Here is a 12,937-nt window from a genome sequence, read left to right as displayed (position 1 = left end):
GATGGGGGTGTCGTCGCTCATCCTGTCCTCCTGATGACTGCACTATAGCCTGTGCAGCTCTGGAGGGGGTCACTTCACGTCAACCTTAAGGCTATTAAATAACACCAGAAGAGAGGGACTCCTATACTCATATTCTTACTTGAGGGATAAGACGATGACCACGTCGAAACTGCCTGAAACGCCTTTAAAAACCGCCAATACCGACACTCTATCCTTGTGGTGGTACCAGCCTTGGGGGGAAGCTATTAACTCGGCAGTTAAGCTACAGTGTATATGGTTAGAAACGTGCAACGACGCCGCCCGCCACGAACTCGAGTTCTTCTCAACCATGGCGACTTCCTACAGCAAGCTCACACATTGCATGCTAGGTCTCGGCGAGCTGCACACACTAGCTTCGGTGGCGTGCTGCTATCACGAAATCGGCAATGACATGACCGAGGCCACCTTAAAACGCACGCGCATGGTCTCGGAGCTCAGCGACGATTTCATAGAGCGCATCTGGTGCGAGACTGAGCACTTGGCAGGAGCACACCCAGCGCCTACTAGTGGCTCGCCTGACTGGCCTAGCGTACAGAGCCGGCCTTGGATGTCAGATATCGGCTCGAAAGCCTAACTGCCGCCCAGGGAAGCTACGTACGGCAGATGTGAGCCTGGCATGACCTGCTGCATCTCGATATCGACCTCCACATACCGTTTTATGGCGCTATTCCTTGATTAGATATCATCGGGTGTTTCATGGACAAGCCAAATAGAAAGACCCTGCTGGAAGAGCTTAGGATAGAGCTTCAAGAGCGTATTCAGCGCTACGAAGACCATCGGCACCGCATCAGCGGCGTCTTGGACAAGGACCTCGAAGAGCAGGTTTCTCAGGCCCTGAACGACGAAGTGGTCGACCGGCTGCAGGATGAAGCCACGACAGAGCTGGCCCAGGTCGAACGAGCCTTGGCCCGTATCGATGCCCAATTGGGCGAGCGCTGCGAGAAATGTGGTGACACAATTACGGCTGGACGTCTGGAGGCGTTGCCTTATACGACCCGTTGTAAGAACTGCGTCGCCGCGTAAGAGAGGCCCATCGTCATCCGCTCCTGCCTTACGAAGCGACCTGTGAGGTCAGCATGGACAAGCGATATCAGGCACATGCATTGTTTTTCATCATCGGCTTCATCTTCATCCTGATCGCCCAGGATTTCATTGCCGCAGGTCGCTCCTTCAAACCAATTGCCTACTCCGAGTTTCGCCAGCATCTTGAGCAAGGTGATATCGACACTCTGAAAATCAGTACAGAAAGGATCAAGGGGACCTACAAGTCGCCTCTATCCGACGGTGCAACCGGCTTCACCACTCATCGCGTCGACCCCGAGCTGGCCACGGAGCTGGCCCGGTATGCTGTCACATTCGACGGTGAGCCGGATGAGACCTGGCTGACATTGCTGCTTTCCTGGCTGCTGCCTATCCTCTTCTTATTAGCCATCTGGGGATTCTTCCTGCGCCGAATGACCGCCGGTCAGGGCGGCCTCGGTGGCATGATGACGCTCGGTAAGTCCAAGGCCCGTGTCTATGCCGAGACCGAGACCAAGGTGACGTTTGCCGACGTGGCGGGTATCGACGAGGCCAAGGATGAGCTCAAGGAAGTCGTCGCGTTCCTGCGCGACCCGAAACGTTACGGTCGATTGGGCGCTCATGTACCCAAAGGCATTCTGCTGGTTGGCCCCCCGGGCACCGGCAAGACGCTGCTGGCTCGAGCCGTGGCCGGAGAGGCTGGCGTGCCCTTCTTTTCGATTTCCGGTTCAGAGTTTGTGGAAATGTTCGTCGGTGTGGGCGCCGCCCGGGTTCGCGATCTGTTCGCCCAGGCGGCTAAAACCACGCCCTGCATCATCTTTATCGACGAACTGGATGCCCTAGGCGGCGCCCGCGGGCTGGGGCTTCCCGGCGGCGGCCACGATGAGAAAGAGCAGACGCTCAATCAACTGCTGACCGAACTCGACGGCTTCGATACTTCGTCCGGCATCGTATTGCTGGCCGCGACCAACCGCCCCGAGATTCTCGACCCCGCCCTGCTGCGGGCAGGGCGCTTCGACCGCCAGGTGCTGGTCGATCGTCCCGAGCGTCGGGGACGTATTGCCATTCTCAATGTACATCTGAAAAAGATCAGCAAGTTGGCGCCCGACGTCGATGCCGAGCAGATCGCCGCCCTGACCCCCGGGTTCACCGGAGCCGATCTGGCCAACCTGGTCAACGAAGCCGCCCTGCTGGCCACCCGTCGTGATGCCGATGCAGTGACACTGGACGACTTCACACGCGCCGTGGAACGTATCGTTGCCGGGCTGGAAAAGAAAAGCCGCGTACTCAACGAGCATGAGCGACGCGTGGTGGCGCATCACGAAATGGGGCATGCCCTGGTCGCCGCCTCGTTGCCCGGCATGGACCCCGTGCACAAGATCTCGATCATACCGCGCGGGGTCGGCGCCCTGGGCTACACCATCCAACGCCCCACCGAAGAGCGCTTCCTGCAGACCGCCGCCGACCTCAAGAGTCGCATGGCAGTGCTGATGGGCGGCCGGGCCGCCGAACGCCTGGTCTTCGACGAAATCTCCACCGGGGCGGCCGACGACCTGGCCAAGGTCACCGATATCGCCCGCAGCATGGTCACCCGGTTCGGGATGAGCGATGAAGGTGGCCAGGTCATCTACGAGGAGGACCGCCAAGCGTTCTTGGGCGACAGGTTCGGGCTTGGCAGGTCCAAGCGCTATTCCGAGGCCACGGCACGCGACATCGACACCGCCGTGCGCCGGCTTGTCGATGACGCCTTCGATCATGCCACGCAGATACTGATCCGCCGTCGTGACGACCTGGAGCATGGTGCAGCGATGCTGTTGGAGCGCGAAACGCTGACCGTGCAGGATTTTCCGCCCATGGGGCAGGAGACAGTATCGTCCGTCCGGACACAACCCCATTACCCAAACGACACTGTCTCCGAACATCCTCGTGGCACCGAGCATCACCATGCTGGGACGTCTGCTCGATGTAACCGGTAAGCCGGCCCCTTAAATTACCGAGACGAAGATACATAAAAGCGGCTTCTTGAGGCCGCTTTTTATAAAGCGTTCATTAGCACACTGGAAACTCTATTAAAAACTGCAACCTACTTTAGCACTCCTCTATTTCAGCGGCCCGCCTCAAAGCATAGATATCATGGATGCAGTACTCGTGCCCTTTTGCAGACAAGACTCCGTTTTTTTTGAATCGACCGATAAGGCGGCTAATAGTTTCAAAAGACATGCTCAAATAGCTGGCTATATCGCACCGCGTCATGGGTAACCTAAAGCGATAAGGAGAGTATCCTTGTACCTGGAAATTATGAGACATAGTGAGAAAGAAACGTGCCAAACGAACTTCAGCCGACTGATTTTTTATTTGACGTATACGCATATATTCACGCTGAATAAAACTACTGAGATAGCATAAAACCTGTATATAGTTTTCGTGCCCTCCCGGGAAGTCATTAATTCTCGCAAAAGGGATTTGCACAATTCCGACTGTTTCCAGAGCCGTAACCCGGCCCAAGTAACACCCTCCTACGATCGCATCTAGACCGATGACGTCTCCAGGAAGAAGGAAGTGGGTAACCTCCTCACCATCTGTATTCCAATAGCTCTGCTTTAACATGCCACAGCGCACGACATATAAGCCATGAAAGGTCTCACCCTGCCTAACAAGTATCTGTTTTTTCCTTAACACCGGAAGCGAACGGGAAACACACCCAACCTCCTCGAATTCCAGAAAACCAATAAACTCAGATAACTGTCCTTGGCTTGAGCCCAGGTAAGGTCTCGCTTGCTCCATATTCATAAGCCCCCCTAAACATTACTCTTATAGCTCGGCCCTAACCTCATTTTTTAATCACCCTACAACAAAACAGTTTAAATATATTACGTAACAAAAACAAATCGCCACAATCAATAAAATTAATCATAGCCCTTCCCGAGGGGATTCACCAGAAATACACACAAAATGAGACAAAAAACCATCACTTCCGTGGCAGCGCTCCTATTTATTTTCAATGTCTTAAAAATTTACTCGATGGTTACTGAAATCTATTAATGGTTACTGCCACTTTCCTGCAACCAACGCGACTTTACAAATAACTCAGGGTTTCGTAATAAAACAGTGACCCAAACCATTTTGGTTAAGCTCATACTTCTCGGCAAAAGTAATTTTGCATAGTTAACAAATGCTACGCAATCATACTGATACGTTATTCATACGTTTTATTACTATCAGAACTCATGACTAACAAGCGGTATGATTCTGACATTGTGCGGTTATAGAGTTCTTAGAACGATTGGTAGCATGTAGCTATGGCACATAGTCGGAAAGCCGGCGAGGCGTAAACGCGGCTCGCAAAGCATTCATTACCGCCAAAACGTCGATGACTTCCTGGAGTAGCGCCCCGTTGACGGGCGGCAGGTAACCCATGGCCGCGACTGCTACGGCTACCAAACTCAGCCCCATGCCGCCAATGGCGCTCTGTATGGCAATTACGCGCATGCGTCGGCCGATGTGCAGCAATTCATCGACGCGACCCAGGGTACTGTCGAGCACGACGGCATCGGCGGCTTCCGAGGCGACTTCACTGCCTTGCCCAAAAGCAACTCCGACGGTGGCCGCAGCCAGTGCCGGGGCATCGTTGGTACCGTCCCCCATGAATAGGGTCGATGCACGCAATGTCGCCTCACGAACGAGGGCAAGCTTCTGTTCGGGGCTTTGGCCGGCATGGATCTCGTCGATACCGATCTGGTCGGCCAGATAACGGACCTCGCTGTGTCGATCTCCCGAGACGATCATCACCCGTTCGAAGCCGTGCAGCGGTAATAGGTGATGGATAAAATCGCGCCCCTCCAGGCGCGGTTCGTCACGCAACCTGAACAGCGCCGAGTAGACCTCTTCGACCAGCACGATACACTCCAACCCCCCGCCCGGGGGCGGCAGCCTTGACGCCATGTCGGGATGGCTGGCCAAGAACTTGTTGCGTCCGGTGACCCGTATGCGCTTGCCTGCCACGCTACCCTGTAGTCCTTCCCCAGGGCGCTCGCTAACTTCATCGGCGTCGCTCAACGTCAGGTTTGCCTCCCGGGCCGCTGCTACGATGGCGATGGCCAGGGGGTGCCGAGAGTAGCGCTCGAGACTGGCTACCCAAGCCAGCACGTCGTTACGCTCCATGCCGGGTGCCGTCAGGATCTCGGTGACGGTTGGGCGGCCGTACGTCAATGTCCCAGTCTTGTCGAAGATTGCCACTCGACAGGTGGCGATCTGCTCGAGCACGCCGGGGTTGCGTATGATAATCCCACGCCGCGCGGCGAGCGAGACCGAGCCAATTACCGCGACGGGGATGGCTAGCAGCAACGGGCATGGCGTCGCCACCACCAACACGCTCAAGAAACGCACGGGATCGCCGCTCACTGCCCAGGCTAACAGCGCGATGCCCAGCGCCAGCGGTGTATATAGGCTGCCAATACGATCACCTAGACGGCGAAGCCGGGGTCGCCGCTGTTCCGACTCGCGCATTACCTGCATGATCTTGGCATAGCGTGAATCGACGGCCCGCGTGCTGGCCTGGACCGTCAGCCGCCCTTCGCCATTGATGGCACCCGAGATCACCGCGGCGCCGACAGCCTTGGGCAGTAGATAGGGTTCGCCGGTGAGATAGGCCTCGTTCATGGTGCTGCGTCCCGCGACGACGATGCCGTCGACAGGACAGGTCTCGTGCGGATAGATCGAGACCCTGTCACCCACGGCAATGTCGCCAAGAGCGACATCTTCGATTTGCCCCTGATTATAGCGGTGCGCCACACTGGGCATGCGGTTAGCCAGTGCCTCGAGCGCGAACGATGCACGCCGCACCGCCCAGCCTTCGAGGGCCTGCCCACCAGAGAGCATCAGAACTATCAGCGCCCCGGCCAAGTATTCCTCGAGCAGCAAGGCGGTAAGAATCGATAATCCGGCCAGCAGGTCGGCGCCGAATTCGAAATGCGCCAGCTTCTTCGCCAGCACGAGCAACAGCGGGATACCGGCGATCAGCGCCACCAGCAAGGGGATGTCGGCTACGGCGAATTCCGCGGGGCCTGACCTATAACCGAGACCGAAGCGCAACACGAGATGGGTGGCGATGGCCAGCAATGCCACTGACGCGATCAAGAACTCCCTGTTGCCGACGAACCGGATAAGCAAAGGCGAAATTCGCATCGTCATCGCACTCGTAATACCAGCCGTCAGGCAAAAAAAGAGCCGAGGTTCCAAACTGCGTCAGACGCCATCATCGATCATCTTCCGGAGGCGTGAAAGCATCGCGACGGAAGGCAATAGCATCATCGACTTCCTTGAAGCCGATAACACCAGGCACAGGGACTCGGGCCCCGCCAGGATACCGAACACGCTTCTCGCACCAGGGAAGTCAGGTTATGCCCGCCTTCCCAGCACGACTGCCAGGCGTCCATCGCAGAAGCCCCGGGCACGAACAGACTCGGCATGGTGCCCAGGCGGGCAAACCTGGGCGAAAGCCGATTCCGCATGTCCCGACATGACCGCTTCCACGGCCGCCACGGCGGGTCCAGCGGCTACTTCCGCCGCTTCGATTCTACCGGGCGAGACGGCGGTCGTATCGACATCCAACCAGACCTTCTGGCCACGCAAAAGGCCAGAACACTATCCCTTTCAGTCACTTCGCCCTCTTTGCACAGCTAGTGTCATCTTGACGTCGCAGCCCTCCGACGGCGCCGCACGGCACATTCCAGACGATGCAGCCCACTGACATCATGATAGTCGTCCTCGCGGGAATGCGATATTCAAGGCCCAAACCGGCCAACCCCTCAGCCGACTCAAGGGCAGTGATGGGCAACGACGATAAAACCAGTAAATGGCCGCACGGTTTATGCACTGCCCGTGGAGCAGTTGCGCAAAAAGTTGATCCATTCTGAGGCAGGGAAACCAACACACAAGCCACGTCGCGGCAGGGCGTCGACACTGTCAAACTCATAACGACGCCGCCAACGAAGCCGGTATCACCACGGTCTTCACCAATACGCGTCATTTCAGGCACTGAAGCTCGAAGACAGCCTAAGTCCCGCCAATAGCAAAACACCCTGCCGGTGCATCCGACAGGGTGTTCTTCTTCATACCTCCAGGCGCCTAGCGCCGCGCTTCGAGCTGCCAGCGTTTAGCCTAGATCCATGCACAGATACTTGGTTTCCATGTATTCGTCGATACCGTACTTGGAGCCTTCACGCCCCAGCCCCGAGGCCTTGACACCTCCGAACGGCGCACTGGCGTTGGAGATCAGCCCCGTATTGATGCCGACCATGCCGTACTCCAGCGCTTCGGCCACACGCCATACACGGCGCAGGTCGTTAGCATAGAAGTATGATGCCAGCCCAAAGCGCGTGTCGTTGGCCATCTGCACGGCGTCTTCCTCGTCATCGAACGGCAGCACCGCCGCCAAAGGCCCGAAGGTTTCTTCGTGCGCGACCTTCATATCGGCATTCGCGTGGCTCACCAGTGTCGGCGTGAAAAAGCGCCCACCCAGTGGATGCGTATGGCCGCCCAATAGCAGTTCGGCGCCCTTGTCGACGGCATCTTGAATATGCTCGGAGACTTTGGCGACGGCATCATCGTCGATCAACGGCCCGATGTTCACGCCTTCTTCGGTCCCTGGGCCGACGTGCAATTCGCTGTTCATGGCTGCTGCCAGTTTTTCACTGAAAGCATTGATCACGCTGGACTGCACCAGAAAGCGATTGGTGCACACGCAGGTCTGACCGGCATTGCGGAACTTGCTAGCCATTGCTCCCTCGACGGCAGCATCGAGATCGGCGTCCTCGAAGACCAAAAACGGCGCATTCCCCCCCAGCTCCAGCGAAATCTTCTGGATATGTTCGGCGGCGCCGGCCATCAGTTGGCTGCCCACATCAGTCGAGCCGGTGAAGGTGATCTTGCGTACCACAGACGATTGGGTCATCGCCTTACCGATCTCGCTGGCGCGCCCAGGCACCACATTGAACACACCGCGTGGCACCCCAGCCTGCTCGGCCAACGCCGCCAGCGCGGTAGCGGAAAACGGCGTCTGGCTGGCCGGCTTGATGACAATCGGGCACCCCGCCGCCAATGCTGCGGCCGCCTTGCGAGTGATCATGGAAGACGGGAAATTCCATGGCGTGATCGCTCCGACGACACCGACCGGCTGCTTGAGCACCACGATGCGTTGGTTGGGCTTGGCCGCGGGAATGGTGTCGCCATAGACGCGCCGCGCTTCTTCGGCGAACCAGCGCAGGAAGCTAGCCGCATAAGCGATCTCGCCAGCCGCTTCCTTGATCGGTTTGCCCTGCTCGGCGGTCATGATCGCCGCCAGTTCGTTCTGATGCTCGAGCATCAGGTCGTACCATTTCATCAAGGTGTCCGCGCGCTCTTGCGCCGTCAGGGCACGCCAAGCCGGCCAGGCCGACTCAGCGGCTTCGATGGCACGTTCGGTCTCGGCACGCCCCAGCTTAGGCATGCGCCCCACGATCTCACCGGTAGCCGGGTCGTCAACCTCGATCTGTTCGCCGCTGTCCGCTGCTACCCAATTGCCATCGATATAGGCAAAGGGGCGAAACAGCGAGTTCTCTTGAAGGGACTCCATGGCGTTCTCCTTCCTGACAATGAGAGCGACGCTGACCGTCGCCGTGAATTCATCTTATGCCGAGTCTCCCGATGCCACCAAATGCAGCGCGCACTGACGTGACGTTCACCCCACACCCCAAATAAAGAGACTCAGCACCGCGATGGCGATGGCGGCCCCACACAGCGCCTGACCTCTGTAACGCGACGGCGAGCGCCGCACCTGCCTGATCCCGAGCACTGCCAGTAACATTGCCAGCGCATCGACGAGCAGCATATAAGACGCCAACAGCGGAGCGATGGTGACAAGCACCAGCGCCAGCACCGCCCAGGGAGACAATAAAGAAGATTTGGCCTGTCCTTGATCGTCACGCGTTTGCCGCGCGGTGCGCTGAGGCACGGGCGCGTCGAACACCTGCTCGGCACGTCCGGCATCCCCATCGAAGCGTAGCCGACTTCCCTCCCTTGGGAGGCCCCGTCCACGCCACTCGGTCAATGTGAATGTATAATGATGTCCATCGTCGCCGACGATCACGCCGCGCTGGGCCGCGTCGTCGAAGGTTTCCAGCTTACCGTGCATGATGCGGCTCCCGACCAAATCCTGAGGGCATGGTCATATCACCTCAGTCCAGGCGCGAGTCCGATAGCGTCACCGACACGGAGTCGGAAAAACGCAGCGCGAAAGGCTTGTCGATTTCCACCTGCGCCGTGAGGACCTGCTCGTAGCTCATGATGATATCCAAGACTTCGCGGGTCATGCGTTCCAGCAAGAGGAAGCGGTTATCCTCGACATAGCCGATGATATGCTTAGTGATCGTACGGTAATTGAGCGCCTGCTCGATATGATCGAACTTGACCGCACGCTCGGCCCGGTAACGAATGGTGGCATTGATCACCACATCCTGGCGGTTCTGGATTTCCTCGTCTTTGATACCGATATGGGTACGCAAGCGCAGATTCTTGATGTTAATCGTCGCCAGATCGTGATCGAGGTGCTGATCGTTCAGGGCATGTAAGGCCATGCGGCATTTCTCCTAAGGTACGAAACGCGCGTCACGCGCAGCGGTGACCGACGCTTCGCTCAGCCATGCACCAGCGTCAAGAACTCTTGACGCGTGTTTAGATTGTTGCGGAAGGCGCCCAGCATCACGGAGGTCTTCATGCACGAATTCTGTTTTTCGACCCCGCGCATCATCATGCACATGTGCTGCGCTTCAACGATCACTCCCACACCACGTGCTTCGGTCACTTCCTGCACGGCCTCGGCGATTTGGCGTGTCAGGTTTTCCTGGATCTGCATGCGCCGCGCATACATGTCGACGATGCGCGCGAACTTGGAAAGCCCCAACACCTTGCCCTTGGGCAGATACGCGATATGACACTTGCCGATGAATGGCAACAAATGATGCTCACACATCGAATAGAGCTCAATATCCTTAACCAGCACCATTTCATCGGTCTGCGATTCGAATACCGCGCCATTGACCAACGACTCGAGCGTCTGCCCGTAGCCCTGGTTGAGAAACTGCATGGCCTTGGCGGCTCGCATGGGCGTATCGCGCAGCCCTTCCCGGTCGGGATCCTCGCCCAAGCCGGCGATGATGTCGCGGTAATGCGTTGCGAGTTCTTCTGTCATTTAAGTGCCTTTAAGTGCCTTCGTCATGACGCCCGACCGGGCATACGTTACAAAATGAATACAACACCGGAAGTTTGCCACACGGGCAAAGCGCGACGCACGCGCGATTCGCGTCGAAGTTGCATGTCCCGACGTCGTGTTCGAACCTTCGAGGAAGCCAAGTCACGCCAGCCAGCGAGGATTTTCCAACGCTAAGCGCTGTTGCTCAAGGATACGAATATGCTGATCCCAATACCCCTCACTGGCCACCCACGGGAAGGCCCTGGGAAACGCAGGATCTTCCCAGCGATCGACCAACCAGGCGCTATGGCGCATCAAACGCAATGTGCGCAGTGGCTCGATCCAGCGCAGCTGGCGCCGATCGAACTCGACATGCTGTTCGTAGCCCTCGATCACTTCGGATAGCTGCATCTGCCATTCATCGGCTTCAGGTGCTGTCAGTAACATCCACAAATCCTGGACCGCCGGCGCCATGCAGCAATCATCGAAGTCGACCAGCGCAAAATCTTCGTCGCGTCCCAGGATATTACCCAGGTGACAGTCGCCATGTACGCGTTGCAAGGCCGTCTCCGGCCATCGCTGCTCGACGAGTAACGTCTGTAGACGCTCGGCGATGCGCGCATACGCCTGGCGTTGACGGCGACTCAGCCAATCGCTCGCCAGCACGCGCTCACAACTCGCTTGGCTGATCGCCATGGGCTCCTGAACAGGACGCGCCTGGAAAGAACTGTGGCGCGCCACGGCATGCACCTGGCCGATCAAATCACCGAGGGCAAAGAGGTGCGCAGGATTCTCGAGCTCCGGCGCCTGACCCGAGACGTGTGGAAACAACGCGAACGCGAATCCATAGGCATGATGAAGCGTCTCACCATTTTCGTCGCGCCAAGGCGGCGCGCCGGGCACGCCCGCCGCCTCGAGTTCATCGAGAAAGGTATGCTCCTCGCGAATCTGCGCCTCGCTCCAGCGCTCGGGACGATAGAACTTGGCCACCCAACGGCGTCGGTCGTCGTCGCTCAACAGAAACACGCGATTTTCATAGCTGTTGAGCGCGAACGGTTCGCCTGGCAACCAAAAGCCCAGCGACTCGACGGCATCGACCACGTGTGCGGGCGACAAACTTTCGAACGGGTGCTTCGGGGCGGTCATGGCGTGTCCTATTGGAGATGCCCCCTTATGCTATCAGATTCCTCGTGGCGTTCGCGTCATCGCCCAGGCCTCGACATGCTGCGCGCCCGCCTCTCGGCAGGCATCCGCCAGCGCCGAGAGCGTGTTGCCGGTAGTCATTACGTCGTCGACGAGCGCCACGTGAGCCGGCAAGCCGGATGCAACATGAAAAGCCCCACGTACGTTGTCGCGACGTGCACGGCGTGTAAGTCCACGCTGGGTCGGCGTGTCACGCTCGCGCCAGGCACGCAGATGTGGCACGCCCAGTTGACGCGAGAGCTCACGCGTCAGCCAAACGCTGTGATCGAAGCCACGCTCAAGTCGTCGCTGCGGATGCGTCGGCACCGCGATGAGTGCCTCGGGTAACACACCTTCGCGGCTACGCGCGAAAAGAGTCGCCAGCAAGATTCCCGCACGCGGTTGCGCGCCGAATTTGAAGCGCTGAAGCAATGCCTGCGTGGCATCTTCGTAACGCAATGGCGCCCGCGCCACATCGAAGGACGGCGCATGACGCAAACAGTGACCGCACAGCTCGGCGGGACGCGCCAACGGCTCGGCACAGCGCGCACAGGCCACGCGATTCCAGGGCAGCGCCTCAAAACACGCCTCGCACCACGGCGACGCCAGCGGCGTCATGCCCATGCAAAAGGCACAATGGCCCGGCAGCCCCACGCGCACTGACTGGTCAACCAATAACTTTATCTTGGTTGCTAGCCCCCAGGCGCTTCTTACTATCATCATCGTTAACTAATTCTTTTTTCAGTTCACAGGGCTACCACGCCCTGATCGACAGGAACAGACTAGCATGCCTGCCACCTCCCGCACGCTGCGTTCGATGCCGAACAGCCTCCCCATGGCCGAGAACCGCCGAGGCGTTCAATATCACTCGATGCCCGTGACGATTGACTTCCCTCTCGGCATACGTAAAATATCGCTCGACCTGCCAGACTGCGGATGTGGTGGAATTGGTAGACACGCTAGATTTAGGTTCTAGTGCCGAGAGGCGTGGGAGTTCGAGTCTCCCCATCCGCACCATCAAGCTTCCCCAAGCATCACCTGTTCTCAAGATGCTCTTAAAACTGCCTGTCCACAGGCATTTCTTCGACCTGATCTAATCCGAATGCTTTGCGCGGTGTACACCCACGTATGTCCTAAAGTTTGTGGGCGTACATGTTGGGGAACGCTCATCATGAAACGATCACGGATCAATCGGCGGCGGCTGGCGCAGACTTCAGTTGGCTACTAAACCTATGAGTGCATGATCATAACGATGGAGAAACGCACACATGGATTTGTACACGGTTGAATTCAAACTGCCTGGTGAGGACGAGCTACGGCGCGAAGAAGTCGAGGCAGAGAGTGAATCCGAAGCACGCACGATCATCGATCGTAATCATAAACCGTCTGAGATCCCTGAATTCAACCAATAAGCGCAGCACCTGCGGTATCCAGGGCGCCGGAGTATTCCCCCAGAAACACCTGTGCCGG

12 protein-coding genes and 1 tRNA gene are annotated in these 12,937 nt (G+C 57.9%); 4 read left to right on the top strand and 9 right to left on the bottom strand.

Going from position 1 to position 12,937, the window contains the following annotated elements:
- Positions 1–735 precede the first annotated feature (735 nt).
- Positions 736–1,062 carry a TraR/DksA family transcriptional regulator gene (locus LUN51_RS17245; protein ID WP_277812221.1) on the top strand — a complete coding sequence of 109 codons (327 nt, stop codon included), beginning with the start codon at positions 736–738 and terminating at the stop codon, positions 1,060–1,062.
- Between the two features lie 53 nt (positions 1,063–1,115).
- Positions 1,116–3,035 (top strand): ATP-dependent zinc metalloprotease FtsH, encoded by a 1,920-nt coding sequence (ftsH, locus tag LUN51_RS17240; RefSeq protein ID WP_277812220.1) that lies wholly within the window; start codon positions 1,116–1,118, stop codon positions 3,033–3,035.
- Positions 3,036–3,147: 112 nt separating this feature from the next.
- On the opposite strand, the gene LUN51_RS17235 is transcribed toward ftsH, so the two are convergent.
- The 9 genes from LUN51_RS17235 to LUN51_RS17195 all read right to left on the bottom strand — a co-directional run bounded on the left by LUN51_RS17235 (position 3,148) and on the right by LUN51_RS17195 (position 12,142).
- Complete coding sequence (locus tag LUN51_RS17235) at positions 3,148–3,849, bottom strand: helix-turn-helix domain-containing protein (protein WP_277812219.1); 702 nt, start codon at positions 3,847–3,849, stop codon at positions 3,148–3,150.
- Positions 3,850–4,356: 507 nt separating this feature from the next.
- Entirely contained in the window at positions 4,357–6,243 is a 1,887-nt protein-coding gene (locus LUN51_RS17230; protein WP_277812218.1) for a heavy metal translocating P-type ATPase, read from the bottom strand.
- Between the two features lie 213 nt (positions 6,244–6,456).
- Positions 6,457–6,669, bottom strand: coding sequence for a hypothetical protein (locus LUN51_RS17225; protein WP_277812217.1), 213 nt, complete (start codon positions 6,667–6,669; stop codon positions 6,457–6,459).
- 544 nt (positions 6,670–7,213) lie between these two features.
- The gene (locus LUN51_RS17220) at positions 7,214–8,671 is read right to left on the bottom strand and encodes an NAD-dependent succinate-semialdehyde dehydrogenase (RefSeq protein ID WP_277812216.1); all 1,458 of its coding nucleotides are present in this window, start codon (positions 8,669–8,671) and stop codon (positions 7,214–7,216) included.
- A 105-nt stretch (positions 8,672–8,776) separates the two neighbouring features.
- Positions 8,777–9,229, bottom strand: a complete 453-nt coding sequence (locus LUN51_RS17215) for a hypothetical protein (protein WP_277812215.1) — start codon at positions 9,227–9,229, stop codon at positions 8,777–8,779.
- A gap of 43 nt (positions 9,230–9,272) precedes the next feature.
- Positions 9,273–9,671: a dihydroneopterin triphosphate 2'-epimerase gene (gene folX / locus LUN51_RS17210; RefSeq protein WP_277812214.1), complete on the bottom strand. Its 399-nt coding sequence runs from the start codon at positions 9,669–9,671 to the stop codon at positions 9,273–9,275.
- Positions 9,672–9,730: 59 nt separating this feature from the next.
- A complete protein-coding gene (gene folE / locus LUN51_RS17205) occupies positions 9,731–10,285 on the bottom strand; it encodes a GTP cyclohydrolase I FolE (protein ID WP_277812213.1) in 555 nt (184 codons plus the stop codon).
- 162 nt (positions 10,286–10,447) lie between these two features.
- The gene (locus LUN51_RS17200) at positions 10,448–11,431 is read right to left on the bottom strand and encodes a serine/threonine protein kinase (RefSeq protein WP_277812212.1); all 984 of its coding nucleotides are present in this window, start codon (positions 11,429–11,431) and stop codon (positions 10,448–10,450) included.
- 33 nt (positions 11,432–11,464) lie between these two features.
- On the bottom strand, positions 11,465–12,142 hold the full coding sequence (locus tag LUN51_RS17195) for a ComF family protein (protein ID WP_277812211.1): 678 nt from the start codon (positions 12,140–12,142) through the stop codon (positions 11,465–11,467).
- A 257-nt stretch (positions 12,143–12,399) separates the two neighbouring features.
- Here LUN51_RS17195 and LUN51_RS17190 point away from each other — a divergent pair.
- Together LUN51_RS17190 and LUN51_RS17185 are read left to right on the top strand one after the other, a co-directional pair.
- A tRNA-Leu gene (locus LUN51_RS17190) sits at positions 12,400–12,484 on the top strand.
- A 251-nt stretch (positions 12,485–12,735) separates the two neighbouring features.
- Entirely contained in the window at positions 12,736–12,879 is a 144-nt protein-coding gene (locus LUN51_RS17185) for a hypothetical protein (protein WP_277812210.1), read from the top strand.
- Positions 12,880–12,937 lie beyond the last annotated feature (58 nt).

The organism is Chromohalobacter canadensis (assembly GCF_029544075.1).
Classification (GTDB): domain Bacteria; phylum Pseudomonadota; class Gammaproteobacteria; order Pseudomonadales; family Halomonadaceae; genus Chromohalobacter; species Chromohalobacter canadensis_A.
This window is presented reverse-complemented; position numbering and strand designations above follow the sequence as displayed.

What these genes read in the sequence shown, in the direction of transcription:
- LUN51_RS17245 (WP_277812221.1), top strand. Translation starts at nt 736, where the DNA reads ATGGACAAGCCAAATAGAAAGACCCTGCTGGAAGAGCTTAGGATAGAG.
- ftsH (WP_277812220.1), top strand. Translation starts at nt 1,116, where the DNA reads ATGGACAAGCGATATCAGGCACATGCATTGTTTTTCATCATCGGCTTC.
- LUN51_RS17235 (WP_277812219.1), bottom strand. Translation starts at nt 3,849, where the DNA reads ATGAATATGGAGCAAGCGAGACCTTACCTGGGCTCAAGCCAAGGACAG.
- LUN51_RS17230 (WP_277812218.1), bottom strand. Translation starts at nt 6,243, where the DNA reads ATGCGAATTTCGCCTTTGCTTATCCGGTTCGTCGGCAACAGGGAGTTC.
- LUN51_RS17220 (WP_277812216.1), bottom strand. Translation starts at nt 8,671, where the DNA reads ATGGAGTCCCTTCAAGAGAACTCGCTGTTTCGCCCCTTTGCCTATATC.
- LUN51_RS17215 (WP_277812215.1), bottom strand. Translation starts at nt 9,229, where the DNA reads ATGCACGGTAAGCTGGAAACCTTCGACGACGCGGCCCAGCGCGGCGTG.
- folX (WP_277812214.1), bottom strand. Translation starts at nt 9,671, where the DNA reads ATGGCCTTACATGCCCTGAACGATCAGCACCTCGATCACGATCTGGCG.
- folE (WP_277812213.1), bottom strand. Translation starts at nt 10,285, where the DNA reads ATGACAGAAGAACTCGCAACGCATTACCGCGACATCATCGCCGGCTTG.
- LUN51_RS17200 (WP_277812212.1), bottom strand. Translation starts at nt 11,431, where the DNA reads ATGACCGCCCCGAAGCACCCGTTCGAAAGTTTGTCGCCCGCACACGTG.
- LUN51_RS17185 (WP_277812210.1), top strand. Translation starts at nt 12,736, where the DNA reads ATGGATTTGTACACGGTTGAATTCAAACTGCCTGGTGAGGACGAGCTA.